General features: G+C 40.0%; 18 protein-coding genes. 8 read left to right on the plus strand and 10 right to left on the minus strand.

Annotated features, from left to right (window positions below):
- Positions 1 to 28: 28 nt before the first annotated feature.
- Together FBF75_RS04410 and FBF75_RS04415 are read right to left on the minus strand one after the other, a co-directional pair.
- Complete coding sequence (locus FBF75_RS04410) at positions 29 to 1,249, minus strand: ABC transporter permease (RefSeq protein WP_076821949.1); 1,221 nt, start codon at positions 1,247 to 1,249, stop codon at positions 29 to 31.
- The gene (locus tag FBF75_RS04415) at positions 1,242 to 1,982 is read right to left on the minus strand and encodes an ABC transporter ATP-binding protein (RefSeq protein ID WP_008348877.1); all 741 of its coding nucleotides are present in this window, start codon (positions 1,980 to 1,982) and stop codon (positions 1,242 to 1,244) included. Before FBF75_RS04415 ends, FBF75_RS04410 begins: the two co-directional genes overlap by 8 nt.
- A 487-nt stretch (positions 1,983 to 2,469) precedes the next feature.
- On the opposite strand from FBF75_RS04415, the gene FBF75_RS04420 reads away from it, so the two are divergent.
- From FBF75_RS04420 to FBF75_RS04430, 3 genes are all read left to right on the plus strand, one after another.
- Positions 2,470 to 2,898: an HIT family protein gene (locus FBF75_RS04420; RefSeq protein WP_024719993.1), complete on the plus strand. Its 429-nt coding sequence runs from the start codon at positions 2,470 to 2,472 to the stop codon at positions 2,896 to 2,898.
- Between the two features lie 158 nt (positions 2,899 to 3,056).
- On the plus strand, positions 3,057 to 4,136 hold the full coding sequence (serC, locus tag FBF75_RS04425; protein ID WP_007497164.1) for a 3-phosphoserine/phosphohydroxythreonine transaminase: 1,080 nt from the start codon (positions 3,057 to 3,059) through the stop codon (positions 4,134 to 4,136).
- 125 nt (positions 4,137 to 4,261) lie between these two features.
- The gene (locus FBF75_RS04430; RefSeq protein ID WP_008348886.1) at positions 4,262 to 4,780 is read left to right on the plus strand and encodes a tryptophan transporter; all 519 of its coding nucleotides are present in this window, start codon (positions 4,262 to 4,264) and stop codon (positions 4,778 to 4,780) included.
- Positions 4,781 to 5,033: 253 nt separating this feature from the next.
- On the opposite strand, the gene yhzF is transcribed toward FBF75_RS04430, so the two are convergent.
- Entirely contained in the window at positions 5,034 to 5,225 is a 192-nt protein-coding gene (gene yhzF, locus FBF75_RS04435) for a membrane protein YhzF (RefSeq protein WP_008348888.1), read from the minus strand.
- Positions 5,226 to 5,353: 128 nt separating this feature from the next.
- Between yhzF and FBF75_RS04440 the strand changes: the two genes are divergently transcribed.
- Both FBF75_RS04440 and FBF75_RS04445 read left to right on the plus strand, forming a co-directional pair.
- Complete coding sequence (locus tag FBF75_RS04440) at positions 5,354 to 5,710, plus strand: YtxH domain-containing protein (protein ID WP_007497160.1); 357 nt, start codon at positions 5,354 to 5,356, stop codon at positions 5,708 to 5,710.
- Between the two features lie 187 nt (positions 5,711 to 5,897).
- Positions 5,898 to 6,512, plus strand: coding sequence for an HTH-type transcriptional regulator Hpr (locus FBF75_RS04445; protein WP_008348891.1), 615 nt, complete (start codon positions 5,898 to 5,900; stop codon positions 6,510 to 6,512).
- Here FBF75_RS04445 and FBF75_RS04450 read toward each other — a convergent pair.
- Positions 6,490 to 6,834: a YhaI family protein gene (locus FBF75_RS04450; protein ID WP_007497157.1), complete on the minus strand. Its 345-nt coding sequence runs from the start codon at positions 6,832 to 6,834 to the stop codon at positions 6,490 to 6,492. The genes FBF75_RS04445 and FBF75_RS04450 overlap by 23 nt on opposite strands.
- Before the next feature lie 234 nt (positions 6,835 to 7,068).
- Between FBF75_RS04450 and FBF75_RS04455 the strand changes: the two genes are divergently transcribed.
- The gene (locus FBF75_RS04455; protein WP_007497155.1) at positions 7,069 to 7,587 is read left to right on the plus strand and encodes a DUF3267 domain-containing protein; all 519 of its coding nucleotides are present in this window, start codon (positions 7,069 to 7,071) and stop codon (positions 7,585 to 7,587) included.
- An 82-nt stretch (positions 7,588 to 7,669) separates the two neighbouring features.
- The gene (locus FBF75_RS19790) at positions 7,670 to 7,855 is read left to right on the plus strand and encodes a hypothetical protein (protein WP_072368131.1); all 186 of its coding nucleotides are present in this window, start codon (positions 7,670 to 7,672) and stop codon (positions 7,853 to 7,855) included.
- Positions 7,856 to 7,908: 53 nt separating this feature from the next.
- Here the strand turns inward: FBF75_RS19790 and FBF75_RS04465 are convergent, their stop codons facing one another.
- Together FBF75_RS04465 and FBF75_RS04470 are read right to left on the minus strand one after the other, a co-directional pair.
- On the minus strand, positions 7,909 to 7,998 hold the full coding sequence (locus FBF75_RS04465; RefSeq protein WP_017360317.1) for a YjcZ family sporulation protein: 90 nt from the start codon (positions 7,996 to 7,998) through the stop codon (positions 7,909 to 7,911).
- 145 nt (positions 7,999 to 8,143) lie between these two features.
- Positions 8,144 to 8,230, minus strand: a complete 87-nt coding sequence (locus tag FBF75_RS04470) for a YjcZ family sporulation protein (RefSeq protein ID WP_008361129.1) — start codon at positions 8,228 to 8,230, stop codon at positions 8,144 to 8,146.
- Between the two features lie 161 nt (positions 8,231 to 8,391).
- Between FBF75_RS04470 and FBF75_RS04475 the strand changes: the two genes are divergently transcribed.
- A complete protein-coding gene (locus FBF75_RS04475; protein WP_007497153.1) occupies positions 8,392 to 9,267 on the plus strand; it encodes a peptidylprolyl isomerase in 876 nt (291 codons plus the stop codon).
- A gap of 55 nt (positions 9,268 to 9,322) precedes the next feature.
- Here the strand turns inward: FBF75_RS04475 and FBF75_RS04480 are convergent, their stop codons facing one another.
- The 4 genes from FBF75_RS04480 to FBF75_RS04495 all read right to left on the minus strand — a co-directional run bounded on the left by FBF75_RS04480 (position 9,323) and on the right by FBF75_RS04495 (position 14,695).
- Positions 9,323 to 9,553 carry a sporulation YhaL family protein gene (locus tag FBF75_RS04480; protein WP_017360318.1) on the minus strand — a complete coding sequence of 77 codons (231 nt, stop codon included), beginning with the start codon at positions 9,551 to 9,553 and terminating at the stop codon, positions 9,323 to 9,325.
- Between the two features lie 108 nt (positions 9,554 to 9,661).
- Positions 9,662 to 10,615 (minus strand): 3'-5' exoribonuclease YhaM, encoded by a 954-nt coding sequence (gene yhaM, locus FBF75_RS04485; protein WP_007497151.1) that lies wholly within the window; start codon positions 10,613 to 10,615, stop codon positions 9,662 to 9,664.
- A 62-nt stretch (positions 10,616 to 10,677) separates the two neighbouring features.
- A complete protein-coding gene (locus FBF75_RS04490) occupies positions 10,678 to 13,464 on the minus strand; it encodes an ATP-binding protein (RefSeq protein ID WP_136944475.1) in 2,787 nt (928 codons plus the stop codon).
- Positions 13,465 to 13,480: 16 nt separating this feature from the next.
- Complete coding sequence (locus FBF75_RS04495; protein WP_074042128.1) at positions 13,481 to 14,695, minus strand: metallophosphoesterase family protein; 1,215 nt, start codon at positions 14,693 to 14,695, stop codon at positions 13,481 to 13,483.
- Positions 14,696 to 14,707 lie beyond the last annotated feature (12 nt).

Genomic DNA, 14,707 nt, shown 5'->3' on the forward strand with positions numbered 1-14,707 from the left:
GACATCATACGCTCGCTGTAAAAAACGCTTATCTCATCTTTTTTAATCTGCTTTGTACATAAGGCTTGAATAGGACAAGCACAAATACCAGTGAAATGAGAAGAGCAAGTCCGCTTCCCTTCCATCCACCTGCTAGGAAAACGGCGGAGCTCAGTACAAATGACTGGATGATGAGTACATTTCGTACGAGAACAAAAAAGCTTCGATCTTTTTCTTGCTGAGACACAGGATAAAGTGCCTGTAACGACAGATGAGCAAAGTGCTTTGTTAACGGGACAAGCTGTACACCTGTGATAAAGACTGTAAACAAGACAAGTAATGCCCCCACCCAGCCTGCTGCACCTGTATACAAGAGGATGAGCACAAACACGACCGTTAACCTAAACACTAGACCAAAATAGTCATTTGAACGTAAAAACGCCCTCACATACATATAAGAAAAAGCTTTACGCTGTTCATAAGGGACAAATTGCAAGACCCAGTCCATATACGCCCTTCTTTTCACTTGTTTCTTTAAATGAGGGACATCCGTAAATAAGTTTGCCAAGCGGTAAAAACGCTGTTTTCGTTTTAACTCATCAGAAATATGCAATTCCCATTGAAAGGGCTGTTTTTTTACTGCATTTGTTAGATAAATGAGATAGACAGCATATAAAAGATAAAAGACGATGGCAATGGCATAAGCTGCTTGTAAAACGGTATACATTAACATTGTATTGAGCAGAAAACGAATCACTGCATCAATCCATCTGACATGTTTCCCTTGAAAATAAGTGATTCTCCATTGAATTGCTGTATTCAGACCTTTTATTAAGATCATTTGCGCCAAAATGAGCACATATAGCATCAGATCGCCTGAGGAGACAGCCGAATATAGCGGAAGTGCAATAATGGACACGGCAATCAAAGGAAATAACTGAGAAATGAAGCTAAAGTTAAACGCTTGTTTTAAATAAGGGTCCATCTTAGCTTCCAAAGGAAGCATAAACACAAGATCTGCCTCTTTGATCAACGTTCGCACGTAAGAACTAGTCAGTACCAATGAGAAAACAACTGCCATGACCCAATAGGATGGGAAGTGAGCTGGAATATGCTTCAGCCAATTACTGTACCAGCTCGCCCCGCCTGCAAGGAAAAAAATGAGCACAATCACAAGATGATCATTGAACATATATTTTAAATATTTTCTTGTTTCTTGTACGTGTTCTTCTAATCGTGATTTCCAAATGGTTTGCGTTGTTTTACTCATAGCTTTCTTCCTTTGTTAATTCCAAATAAAGATCATCGAGTGTCGCATCTCTCATGTTGAACTGCTCTCTTAGTTCTGTCAGTGTTCCTTTCGCTCTAATTTCCCCTTCATGCAAAATAATAAAGGAATCACAATAACGTTCCGCTGTGGCTAAAATATGCGTTGACATCAGAACACTTGCGCCATTTTGTTTCGCCGCATTCATACGTTCTAATAGTGCGTTGATCGCAAGCGGATCAAGCCCTAAAAACGGCTCATCGATAATATACAACTCTGGCTCCACAAGAAATGCACACATAATCATCACCTTCTGCTTCATCCCTTTAGAAAAATGAGCAGGGAACCATTTCAATCGCTTCTCCATTCGGAATTCCTTCAGCAAAGACGGCAGACGTTCTTCTAATTGTTCTTTTGAAAGGCCGTAAGCCATCGCTGTCAGCTCTAAATGCTCTTTTAACGTTAATTCTTCATATAAGACAGGTGTCTCTGGAATAAACGTAAATTGTGAACGATACGCCTCTTGATCTTCTTGAAGGGTTCGTCCGTTCAGCTCAATGACCCCTTTATGAGGTTTCATTAATCCAATAATATGACGAATGGTTGTACTTTTTCCCGCCCCGTTTAAGCCAATGAGACCAACGATTTGGTTTCTTTCTAATTCAAATGAAATATTTTTCAGAACGGGATTCTTTGTATATCCACCCGTTACATCTTTTACAGTTAGAAGGGACATCAGTTCGTTCCTTTCTTTCTTTTTTCCTTTATAGTACCAAAAACGAAAGACAATTTGAAATGTTTACCTATAGACAACTCATGAATAAAACATAGGCATACTGGTCATCATAATGTATGTAGAAGAAATGAACTTGATGACCAATACGTAAATGAGGTGTTTGTTAAAGGCAATGACCGCATGACAAATTGGTTTTTCATCTAAAAACCTTAGCTTCTGTTTTGCTTCACTGATTCTTGATTTTTGTGTCCTATACAAATATGTATACGACGAACCAAAACGTCAAATGAGGTGTTTACGGCAGAAATAGCAGGCATATGAATTCTTTATTTCAGTAAATAGAGAATTCAAAAGGCATATCAAATGAAAGCATCAGCATTTCTTCTGCAGGAGCAGGATGAGCGACCAAAGGAGTTCGCTTGTCCTGTTTTCTTTTTTGCTTCTTTTTGTGATACGATAAAGGAAAAATAATGAGGAGTGACATGGCGTGAGCGACTGCATTTTTTGCAAGATCATTGATGGAGACATTCCATGTGCAAAAGTATATGAAGACGAGCATGTATTGGCTTTTCTTGATATCAGCCAAGTAACAAAAGGACATACCCTTGTAATCCCGAAAATACATAAAGAAAACATTTATGACATGACACCAGAAGTGTCTAATCATTACTTCCAAGCGATTCCGAAAATCGCTAGAGCGATTAAGCAAGAATTTGAACCAATTGGTTTAAACCTTCTGAACAACAACGGTGAAAAAGCCGGACAATCTGTGTTCCATTACCATATGCACATTATTCCGCGTTATGGCAAAGGCGACGGCTTTGGTGCCGTATGGAAATCTCACCAAGATCAATATACAGCAGAGGATTTAAAAGACATTTCTTCTGCCATCCATACGCGCCTTACCTCATCTTAATGGATGAGGTTTTTCTTTTTTTCACTTCTTTTCTGTGCTTATTCTCTGAATCGTAAGATATTTAGGACGATTCAAATTTTTTGTCCAAATGCTTCAAATTTGTGATAGGATGGTTTTATCTTTTGATCCATTAACGCGAGAAATAGGGAGAGATTGTGATGAAGCGAACGACGAATTTTAATGCTGGTCCGGCGGCGCTGCCGCTAGAAGTGCTTCAAAAAGCACAGGAAGAACTTGTTGATTTTAAACAAACCGGGATGTCTGTGATGGAACTTTCTCATCGCAGCGGTGAGTATGAAGAAGTCCACAATAAAGCGAAAGCACTCTTGGTAGAATTGATGGACATTCCAGAAGATTATGAGGTCCTCTTTTTACAAGGCGGGGCAAGTCTTCAATTTGCAATGATTCCGATGAACTTCTTACATGAAGGCGAAACGGCTCATTTCATCCAAACAGGTGCTTGGTCAGAAAAAGCCTTGTCAGAAGCAAAAGGGTTTGGTGAAACATCAGTGTTTGCCTCAAGTGAAGACGACAACTATTCGTATATTCCAGATGTAGATGCTTCCGTTTTAAATGACGGTGCTTACTTGCACATCACATCGAACAATACCATTTTCGGTACTCAGTGGAAAACGTTCCCGAACACGTCACTCCCGCTTATTGCCGACATGTCCAGTGATATTCTCAGCAAAAAAATAGACGTGTCTTCATTTGATTTCATTTATGCCGGGGCACAAAAAAATCTAGGGCCTTCTGGTATCACGATTGTGATCGCGCGCAAACGTTTATTAGAGAAAGAAAAAAGCGGCACACCTAAAATTTTAAAATATTCAACACATGCCAAAGCCAATTCTCTTTATCACACACCACCAACTTTTGCGATTTATATGCTGTCCCTTGTCCTGGAGCATGTGAAACAGGCGGGCGGTGTAGAAGCAGCAGAAAAACGCAATGAACAAAAAGCAGCGCTTCTGTATGATACGATTGATCAAAGTGGCGGTTTTTACAAAGGGCATGCACGTGCTGACAGCCGTTCGCATATGAATGTCACGTTTACCCTGCGTGATGATGCACTCACTGCATCCTTTGTGGAGAAAGCAAAACAAGAACAAATGGTTGGACTCGCCGGCCACCGTTCTGTTGGCGGATGTAGAGCCTCGATTTACAACGCTGTCTCTATAGAAGACTGCCAAAAGCTTGCGGACTTTATGAAAAAGTTCCAGCAAGAAAATGAGTAAAAAGGCTTTTCTATCGTGAAATAAATTTGTTATAATAACGAGAAATATAAAGTCATGACTCTTGCAATAAATGATCAGCCATATTATTGGAGAGTTCTAAGAGCTTAGCAGAGGAGAGCATAGAAATGAAAACAAAAGAATTAGTGATTATGTCATTGCTTGCAGCAATGGGAGCTGTTTTGCATACGATTTTCCCGCCCATCTTTTTCGGAATGAAGCCTGATATGATGCTGGTCATGATGTTTTTAAGCATCATCCTTTTTCCGAAGGTACAGCATGTCGTTGTGATCGCCCTAGTCACTGGGGTCATTTCCGCTTTGACAACAGGTTTTCCAGGCGGACAAATTCCAAATATGATTGATAAACCGGTGACAGCCTTTATCTTCTTAGCCCTTTTCTTATCTTGCCAGAAGATCAAGAACAAAGTCGTTCTGACTGCTGTACTCACCGCTGTTGGGACCGTCGTATCAGGCGTGATTTTCCTATCTGCCGCTTTACTGATTACTGGACTGCCGGCTGCGTTACCAGCACTTCTTGTAGGTGTTGTCTTGCCAGCAACTGTGATCAATACGATAGCTATGGTATTTGTCTTCCCGATTGCTCAGTCCATATTAAAGCGCGCAAGAATGATTGAAGTCGCTTAACGAATAACTGAACCTCTTCATTGGATGAAGAGGTTTTTTCATATTGTTGACAAAGGGCTAAAATGATTCTTTATTTTAGCCCTTTGTCTTCTTTTCAGCATGATTGAAAGCCCTTGAAGTCTAGGAAGGACGAGTACTGGCGCGGAGCGAATTTGACATTCGTGAGCACCAGCACGCAGGACTGACAAAGAATGCGAGGGTTTGTCTACATGCTGGAACCTCTTCATTAGATGAAGAGGTTTTTTTCATGCTTCTATAAAAGAAAAAGGGTAAGCAGCAAAATGGAGAGCGAAATCCCTGCACCTGCTGCACACACAATTGCTTTTTGTCTTAATACATGTTTTGGCGGATAAGACCCTGCATACCCAAGCTGCCTTACATAATGAATAGAACCACCTGCGAAAATCACACACATACACGTAAAAACGAACAGAAAGACAGACAACCTTCTCCCCTCCCTTTTCTTCAAAAGTATGCTAAAATAAAGCAAGCTATGTATGGAAGTTCAATGAAGCTGATCGTCAGCTCAGAGAGAACATGCGAATGTGTAAAATTTGACTAGAGGTGATTGGAATGGCTAGTGGACGTTCTTTATTAACAGGATTATTTGTAGGCGGTCTCCTCGGAGGTGCGGCAGTGCTCCTGACGACTCCCTCTTCTGGCAGAGATGTACGCGGAAAGATGAAAGACGGCTATGACAAATTCGAAGATACGCTGACAAGATTAAAAAGAGATGGACAAGCTTTAAAAGAGCAGATTGTTGAAACCGCAAAAGAAAGTGCTGAGGTCATTAAAGAGGTCGGAACTGAATTGCAAACATCCATTCAGCAATGGCGCGAGGAAATCAAACCTCATCAGCAGGACTTACAAAAGGAAATTCAGGAAATTGAGGAAAAGCTCAAACAACTGGAGAAAACCTTACAAAACTAATATACTCACAAAAAAATATTCGTTTACAAAAGTGTGCGGGGTGCGTATCCCGCACTTTTTTTGTTGAAAAAAGGTTATTTTGTCAATGTTTTTCATGACTTTTAAAAATTCTTGAATTTTCAGCTTTATTAATCTTTATTTTATTGGCATAATAGAATTACAAGAAAAAGAGAAGTAGGTGAAATGGATGAATCATTCGGAACAGCCTTTCGATGTAAAAGAAGCACTTTTATTCAGTCAAAGAATGGCCCAATTGAGCAAAGCTCTTTGGAAATCCATTGAAAAGGACTGGCAGCAGTGGATCAAACCGTATAACCTAAATATCAATGAACATCATATTTTGTGGATTGCGTATCAATTAAAAGGAGCTTCAATATCAGAAATTGCAAAGTTTGGCGTCATGCATGTATCAACGGCGTTTAACTTCTCCAAGAAACTGGAGGAACGAGGATTTTTAAAATTTTCTAAAAAGTTAAACGATAAACGCAATACGTATATTGAGCTAACGCCAAAAGGCGAAGAGACATTCCATAAACTACTCGAAGATTATGACCCGGCCCGAACTGGTATTGTCAAAGGCGCACAGCCGCTTCATGACATTTACGGAAAGTTCCCTGAAATTTTAGAAATGATGTGTATTATCCGAAACATTTATGGTGAGGACTTCATGGAGATTTTTGAGAAATCGTTTTCAAACATTGAGAAGGACTTTTTGAATGAACGTGGGAAAGTCACGAAAAAGCCTGAAGAACTTGAAGACTCAGCAGAGGAAAAAGCGGCTAAAGCAAATCAAATTGTTTAATGATCTTTATAAATTCATTCATTAACGGCTGAAACAGCCCTTGATCATGCAAAGCAAAAATCGTCTCATGAACATCCAGCTTTTCAATTAACTGTCCCGCAAACAGCGCAAGGAGATCGTCGAACATGACGTAGCCTTGTGCTTTTTGCTTGTCCATTTCATCTGAGAGCTCAGCACAAATACGCTCAATGTCCTTTGCCTCTTCTTTCGATACACGCTGCCGGATCAATAGCGCATAATATGGATAACGGCTCATATCTGTTGCCGTCAGTAACAGTTCCATATAATATTCGAGCTGGCTCATTCGTTCCTCAATACTCATGTACGTTCCCTCTTTCTCTTAGTCACTCTATTTTAGCCGAAATTACTCATTGACGAAAGAGACGAACCTCCCCCTTATGTCTTTTTTTCTTGAAAAACCCAAAGTTTCCTCTCTTTATTCCATATGAATGTAACAATTTATTTTTTTTCTTGAAAACCATTGATTTTTATCCTCAGGAAGAGTAAATTATCTTGAGATATTCAATTAGTTTTTTTGAGATTGGAAGGATGAAAAATGAATTGTTGGAAGACCATTAATCTTGAAAAGGATTATGGTTATACGAGAATGATGATTTCAGCCATATGTCTTACTGTATTTTTTTTCATTATGGCATTTTTATGTTTTCAACTGACTCATCCTGAAACGAGACTCAGCAGTCACAATGCACCACTTTTTGTCGTGCTTTTACTTGCGACATTGCTTGTCCACCGCGTGGTTCACTTGATCCCAGTCATGAAACATAAGAAAAAAATGACGTTATTTAAACGAAATTGCTGGCAGCGCGTGCCTAAGAGAGTGATGCTTTTCTCACTGCTCAGCCCGTTTTGTGTCATCTCACCTGTTTACTTTGTTTTAGGAATGGCATTTCCAATGTACGCACACTATTTTATCATGATCGCAAGTATTCATGCAGGCTATTGTTTGCCTGACTTTTTATTTGCTTGGAAACTGCTAAAAGCGCCAAAATCATGCATCATTGATCAAGCCCAAGACGAGTTTGATATTTTAGTTGACCCAACTTCCTCATCATGAGGTTTTTAAAGCCAACTTCTATCTTTTTCATAAAAAATTTGGTAATGTAGTATGGGAATAGCATAGAGAGGGGGGATCTCCGATAGTTTTATTTTACTTCATCGTCTTTGCCGCGTTTATTGTGTATTCAATAAACAGGCTTACTAATACATTATGCCTTGTCAGAGAGATTCCTGAAGAACGGCAAGATAAGGTGTTTCGCTTTATCAATGTATCGATACTGATCTTACTGATCTCATCATTTGTTGAAATTACCATATCTATTTAAGATCAAAGCAAAAGCTGCCTGTTTGATGGCAGCTTTTTGTGTATGATGATCTATTAGCAAATCCACGATGCACCGATAATGATCAATAAGATGAATAACACGACGACTAGTGCAAAACCGCCAGCAAAGACTTCTCCTCCCATGTGAAAACACCTCCTGCCAGTTCTTCCTCTGTTCTAAGCTCAGTGTATGCAAAAAATTTTAAAATGTTTAGGCACCTGTCATCGTTTTAAAAAAGAACCGCCCGCACGCATGGCAGGACGGCTCCTTTCTGTTACAGCGATTTAATTAATAAAGATATGCTGCACCAACGATGATCAGCAAAATGAATAGCACGACCAATAAAGCAAACCCATTAGAATATCCTGCTCCCATATAATTCAGCCTCCTTTTTGTGATCAATATATGTGTATGTTGGTCGCAAAAATTTGACTAGACGAATGCCCTCCCATTTGCATTTCTTTTTACAGCATGTCACAATATGTTATGATACAAGCAATGATAAATAAATTGGAAAGATTAGGAGTGTTTTTTGAATGAAAAAAATGGCTTTAGCAGCTGTAACAGCAGTAAGTGTTTTAACTCTTGGCGCATGCAGTAGCGGTGACAAAGAAGTGATCGCAACAACAAAATCAGGAGATGTCACAAAAGAAGAGCTTTACACAACACTTAAGAAACAAGCAGGTGGAGATGCTTTAAACCTACTTGTTCAACAAAAGGTTCTTGCTGACAAATACAAAGTATCAGATAAAGAAATTGATAAGAAATTGGAAGAATATAAAAAGACACTTGGTGAAGATCGTTTAAAACAACTTCAAGATGAATTCGGAAAAGATTACATCAAAGATCAAGTAAAATATGAGCTGCTGACTCAAAAGGCTGCCAAAGCTAACATCAAAATCACTGACAAAGAAGTAAAAGCGTATTACGATGACCTAAAAGGGAAAATCCGCGCAAGCCACATTTTAGTTGCTGACAAGAAAACAGCAGATGAAGTAGAAAAGAAATTAGATAAAGGCGAAAAATGGGATGACCTTGTATCTGAATATTCAACTGACACTGCTTCAGCAGCACAAGGCGGCGATGTAGGCTGGTTCGCAAAAGATGGCCAAATGGATGAGAACTTCAGTAAAGCTGCCTTCAAACTAAAAGTAAATGAGATCAGCAAACCAGTAAAATCTCAATTTGGTTACCATATCATTAAAAAGACCGAAGAACGCGGTAAATACGATGACATGAAAGCAGACTTGAAAAAAGAACTGCTTGATCAAAAACAAGCAGATAACAATGAAATTCAAACGATCTTAAACAAATTGGTGAAAGATGCTGATGTGAAAGTAAAAGATAAAGAACTTGAAAATACATTCAAAGAAAAATCTGAGCAAACCACACAACAAACAACAAACCAATAATGAACGAAAAACCCCTCTACATGAACTTGTAGAGGGGTTTTTTTATTCTTATTGATTATGCAATCGAATGGTCCTCATGCTTCGCCGTTTCCTGGGATCGTTTCATTTGCTGTCCTTGACGTCTACGCTCTCTCTCCTGCTCCATTCGTTCAATAAAGATTTCTCCCTCTTTTTCAATAAAGGATTGATCAATCTCTTGCTCCTCTTTGGCTGTCGTCATTAATTTATAGGCACAAAAAATAATGCCAATGATACATGCATATACCCACCATGGAAAAAACAACATCGTCTTCGCCTCCTTTTTTAGGACAAACCTCTCTCCCTTTGTGTTACATGCTTATGCGAAAAGAAGACAAGTTATGAAAAAAAACGCCCGCATCAAACGGGCGTTTTATCATGATGATTCATTGTGAAAGGTTGGTTTATAAAACGAACGATTCTCTAGTGCAAAAATACGCTCTGTATATTCTCCTGGCTTCACATGCTCAAGCGCACGATCCATCATGTTCATTTTTGCATCTAAATTATCTATATAGTGGAGAATTTCCGCTTCCTTCACCATTGGTGGTTTAGGACTGCCCCACTCCCCTTTTCCATGATGACTCAGCACTAAATGCTGCAGAATCAGAATTTCCTCAGAATCAATGCCAAGCTCCTCTGCGGCTTTCGCAATTTCTGTCACCATAATAGAAATGTGGCCAATTAAGTTCCCTTCTACTGTATATGTGGTGGAGACAGGACCCGAAAGCTCTTTGACTTTCCCTAAATCATGTAGAATGATCCCTGAATATAAAAGATCTCGATCAAGTGATGGGTATAGATCAACAATGGATTTCGCTAAATGAAGCATCGATACCACGTGATAGGCAAGACCCGAAACAAACTCGTGATGGTTTTTCGTAGCTGCTGGGTAATCAGCGAATTCCTGTCCATATTTCTTCAGCAAATGTCTTGTGACACGCTGAATATTAGGGTTTTTCATATCAAAAATATATTGCATGATGGTATCCATCATATCGTGCTTTGGAATAGGAGCTGTTTCTAGAAAATCATCAATGCGGATTTGCTCGTTTTCAGCAACAGGACGTATATTCCTAAGCTTCAGCTGATTCCTTCCGCGATAATGATGAATATCACCTACTACCTTTACAATGGTTTGTGCGGCATATGTGAGTTCATCATTCTGCTTTGCATCCCATAGCTTCGCCTCAATATCTCCACTTTGATCTTGAAGAATTAACGTTAAAAATGGTTTGCCATTACTCGCAATCCCTTTAGTAGATGATTTAATTAATAAATGCAGGTCAACTTGTTCGCCGACGTCATAGGTCATGATCCCTTTAGCCATTCAATAAATGCTCCTTCCATGTTTCTGCTCATATAAGTATAACATAAGTCATAATTTGTCAATCATTCCACTGCTAAACTCGTAATCTGCCCGTTTTCCGCTGCTTGTTTCATATAATGATGACAAGTGTAATAAAACAGCTGTGTTTCAAAACGAGTGAGTTCATTCATCAGCTCCAGTACCCTTTCTAGACGGACATGATCAAAGTGAACGAAACTGTCATCCATCATAAATGGGAGCTGACACTCTTGCTGGTGGGACAAAGCAAGTGCAAAACGAATCGAGAGATAAATCTGCTCACATGTTGCTTGTGAAAGCTCCTCCGGGCGGAATAGGCGTCCATCCCTCCGTTTCACAATCAGCCGGTCATCTTCGGCAGAAAATAAAATCACTTCATAACGATCATTCGTCAACGGCTGAATAAATCGGGAAGCTGTTTGGAGGAGTGCTGGTAGCCTCGTTTCTTTATGCTCATTGAGTTTCTCTCGAATGACGGAACGAACGAGCTGAATAGCCGCCCATTTTTTCGCTAGATGCTTTGCCTGCTCCTGCTCTACAGCAAGCTGATGAGTCAAATCAGACACCGTACCTGATGCTTCTATTTGGCGTATTTCTACTGCTAATTCTGCCAAGCGTCTTTTCATATTCGTCACATTCTCTTGCATGTCATTCAGACGCCTTTTTGCTTGTGCACACTGCTCCTCAAGGGTGCGTAAACCTTTACGGACAATGACCTCTTCCTCATCTATATAACCGCTTTTGTGCAGCTCTTGGGTCAGCTGCTGCAAATTGTACAGCCGCTCACGGTATTCTTTGGATAGATGAGATAGGACATGATAATCTTCTTTTGACGCTGCTTCTACTTTTCGAAAAAGCTCGTCCGTTTGTTTTTCATAATATTGAACTTCTCCTTCTAATGTTGTCAGCTGCTGCTCTACATGTTGAATGGATACGTGCAATGTCTGACGTTCTTTTTCTCTTTTTTCCTCATCTTTCAATATCTCTTGAAAAGCTGAGATATTCTCTTGAATGGTCCCTTCTTTTCTTTGAAGGAGACTCATGAGCGCTGAAACTCTTTGCTCGTAGATCGATTGCTGCTGTGTGAGCATCTCTATTTCCTTGTTAAGCGCCTCATATGCCGCTGTATTCGCTTTTAATTGTTTCAAGATATGGAAAGCTTCCACAAGGAATGAGAGCTCTGAGGACAAACCCAGCTGCCTTCTCATACCTTCTACTTGCTGCTGTACAGGTTCCAGTTCCCGCTCCCAGTCTTCATACTGCTGTATCATTCTTTCGTATAAAAGCTCCTTTTGCTTCACTAGCGTTTCAGCTGAAGCTGTTTGAACTTGAAAGGAATGATAGGCGTTACTGTCGTTTGCTTCCTTCATCTGAGTCTGTTTAAGCACTGGATAAATAGCAATCAAGATAAATACGGAAAATCCTGCAAACAGTAACGTCACCCAGCTCTCTGCTAAAACGAATAAGACCGTGAGAATGATAGCACATAGCACGAACATCAGCGGGAATAACCACACTCTGGAATGCTTCTGTTTCACTGTAGCCCTTGTGCCCCTGACATCTTCTGCATCTTGCTCTTTAACGGGCTGTTCCTTTAATCCTTTTAGAGCGGTTTCCGCTTCTTCTAGCTCATGTCTTGCATGATCAAACCGGTCATCGAGCTGCGTTTTCCTATCCATTAAACGAACGTATTGGCTCACAGCCTCTTTTAATTCCCACTCAAAGTCAAGTGAATCATCCAGCTGGTCAAGCTTGATTGGACGCTGCCACTTCAGCTTCGCTGATGCTTCTTCTATTTTTTGTTTCAAAGAATTCTGCTCTGTTTTCCCTTCTGCTAAGCGTTTCTTCACAAGTTCAGCATCAGATGATTCAGCTATGACTCGCTTCATCTCCAATACCGTATCCTTGTCATAGAGTGGCTGAACTTGCGTGAGCGACGTTTGCAAATGATCTAATTTTTGTTTCAGTGCCGTCACTTGCGCCTTTTTTGGGTGAAGGTGTGATTCTAATTTATCAAGTTCATGCGCGGTTTCCGGTCTAAACCGTTTGACTCGTTCTGGATAACTAGCCAAATCTTTTTTTAACTCTATCTTGTTTTCTATCATAGGATAAAGTCGAATATGTTCAGTCAAAAGCTGAATCTCTTCTTCAGTCTGTCTCATTGCATGCTGAAGCATTTCTACCTTCTCGGTTAATTCAGCTTGTTCTTTTTTCTTTGCAGTATAACGACTTTCTACCAATTTGGCCTGTTTCAACTTACTTGACAGCTCTTTTACATGATCAAGCTGCTGATTTAATTCAGGCTTACGTCCATTCGGTTTAAAAAGCTGCTCCTGCTGTTTTAGTAACCTGCTGTCCATTTTGGATGCCGCATCTGAGCCAAACAAACTTGAAAAGAGTAGAAATTCCCCTATTTGATCTTGATTTAATGTTTGTACATTTTGCAGACCAAACACGTCAAAAGAATAGATCGATTGGTATAATCTGCGATCCGTTCCCTTTAACATCGCATGTAGAAACGCTTCATCTTTCACTTCACCATTTGGCAGCAACACCTGAGCTTGTCCGCCATGATCAGATGTTCTTTCAATATGAATGACACCTAATTCCTCATCTAAACATGTAAGAGACCCGCCATAAAATGAGCCATGCTTTGGCTTATACATATGGCTTTTGGAAAAACCAAATAACATCGATTCAATAAATGCCTTCAATGTCGTTTTCCCCGATTCATTCAGGCCATAAACTAACTGAAAACCGTCATCAGAAAAGTGGAAGGTTTGATTGGAAAATTTCCCGAAATTCGCAATATGGAGTGAACGTATTTTCATCATGCCTCTCCTTTTCTCATAATTGCTTCAGCTGTTCTGCCAGCAGTCTTTGTGCCTCTTCTTTAATATCGATCTCGTCCTCTTTTGTAAAAGCTCTTCCTGACTTTCTATAAGTTGGATGACGCTTGATAGGTGAAAGCAGCTCATCATACGCATCAAACTCGGCAATTTCTGCTGTTAGTTCTGTCAAAAAAGAATCTTCTGGATAGACGGCATCTTCATGTGTCCGGCAGTCAATCGACATCACCCAAACGAACAAGTCTTCATCTTCCTCCTGTTCATGAAGAACAGCCATCAGCTCCTCAAGCACTTCAAGCTGCGTGAGCTCCATATAAGCAGGAGCATCGCCAGTTAGTTCGATTTTTACAAAATGAGGAACACCTCTCTCTTTCAGTCCACTCATCTTTTTGTCCACAAGTATCACAAGATCGGTCATATGAGCGGTATGTGTGATATCTATTGTCAATGTCTCAAAGATGACATCTGAACAGCCCATAAACTCCGCTCTTTGAGCATCTTCAGATAGGTAAACGACATAACAGCCTTTCTCTCCTGTTTCTTTTATATGTCTTCCTTGCATGTTTCCAGGATAGATCACCATTGGATCTTCATGCAGAAGAGCCCGCTTATGAATATGTCCAAGCGCCCAATAATCAAAATCCCGCGCTAGAAGCTGCTGAAGCTGAAATGGTGCATACGCATCATGCCCTTCTTGACCTGCTAATGTGCCGTGAAGCATGGCAATATGATAGGGGGCATCTGTTGTTTTTTCATAATAAGGTGTCATATTTTCATGGACAGCTCGCTCTTTGTAGCTGAACCCGTAAATACTTGCCACAAGCTGACCATCTCTATAAAAGGCTTGCTCACTTGGCGTACTGCTCAAAAAAACGTGAACATTCTCTGGCCACTCAATTGGTGTCCATTCACCACCTAAATGATCATGATTACCATAAATAACAAACACTTCAATCCCGTGTGATTGCAGCTGAAGAAACTGATTTCTTAAAAAAAGCTGTGCTTTTAGGCTACGATTTGATTCGTCAAATAGATCTCCGCTCAGCAGCATAAAGTCTACTTCTCGATCAATCGCAAGTTCAAACATGTTCTTGGCACTTTGAAATGTACTTTCTTTCAACCTCTTAAAAATTCGGTTCGGTATATTGGACATTCCCGCAAACGGACTATCTAAATGAAGATCTGCGGCATGAATAAAAGTGAGCTTCGTCAAACGTCTATCTCC

Origin of the sequence: Bacillus sp. S2(2019) (assembly GCF_005144805.1) — a bacterium.
Lineage (GTDB): Bacteria > Bacillota > Bacilli > Bacillales > Bacillaceae > Bacillus > Bacillus altitudinis.

Bases quoted from the DNA above. Each gene is read 5' to 3' on its own strand.
- FBF75_RS04490 (WP_136944475.1), bottom strand. From the start codon at position 13,464: ATGAAAATACGTTCACTCCATATTGCGAATTTCGGGAAATTTTCCAAT.
- FBF75_RS04450 (WP_007497157.1), bottom strand. From the start codon at position 6,834: ATGAGTATTGAGGAACGAATGAGCCAGCTCGAATATTATATGGAACTG.
- serC (WP_007497164.1), top strand. From the start codon at position 3,057: ATGAAGCGAACGACGAATTTTAATGCTGGTCCGGCGGCGCTGCCGCTA.
- FBF75_RS04440 (WP_007497160.1), top strand. From the start codon at position 5,354: ATGGCTAGTGGACGTTCTTTATTAACAGGATTATTTGTAGGCGGTCTC.
- FBF75_RS04465 (WP_017360317.1), bottom strand. From the start codon at position 7,998: ATGGGAGGAGAAGTCTTTGCTGGCGGTTTTGCACTAGTCGTCGTGTTA.
- FBF75_RS04445 (WP_008348891.1), top strand. From the start codon at position 5,898: ATGAATCATTCGGAACAGCCTTTCGATGTAAAAGAAGCACTTTTATTC.
- FBF75_RS04415 (WP_008348877.1), bottom strand. From the start codon at position 1,982: ATGTCCCTTCTAACTGTAAAAGATGTAACGGGTGGATATACAAAGAAT.
- yhaM (WP_007497151.1), bottom strand. From the start codon at position 10,615: ATGGCTAAAGGGATCATGACCTATGACGTCGGCGAACAAGTTGACCTG.
- FBF75_RS04475 (WP_007497153.1), top strand. From the start codon at position 8,392: ATGAAAAAAATGGCTTTAGCAGCTGTAACAGCAGTAAGTGTTTTAACT.
- FBF75_RS04430 (WP_008348886.1), top strand. From the start codon at position 4,262: ATGAAAACAAAAGAATTAGTGATTATGTCATTGCTTGCAGCAATGGGA.
- FBF75_RS04480 (WP_017360318.1), bottom strand. From the start codon at position 9,553: ATGTTGTTTTTTCCATGGTGGGTATATGCATGTATCATTGGCATTATT.
- FBF75_RS04470 (WP_008361129.1), bottom strand. From the start codon at position 8,230: ATGGGAGCAGGATATTCTAATGGGTTTGCTTTATTGGTCGTGCTATTC.
- FBF75_RS04455 (WP_007497155.1), top strand. From the start codon at position 7,069: ATGAATTGTTGGAAGACCATTAATCTTGAAAAGGATTATGGTTATACG.
- FBF75_RS04410 (WP_076821949.1), bottom strand. From the start codon at position 1,249: ATGAGTAAAACAACGCAAACCATTTGGAAATCACGATTAGAAGAACAC.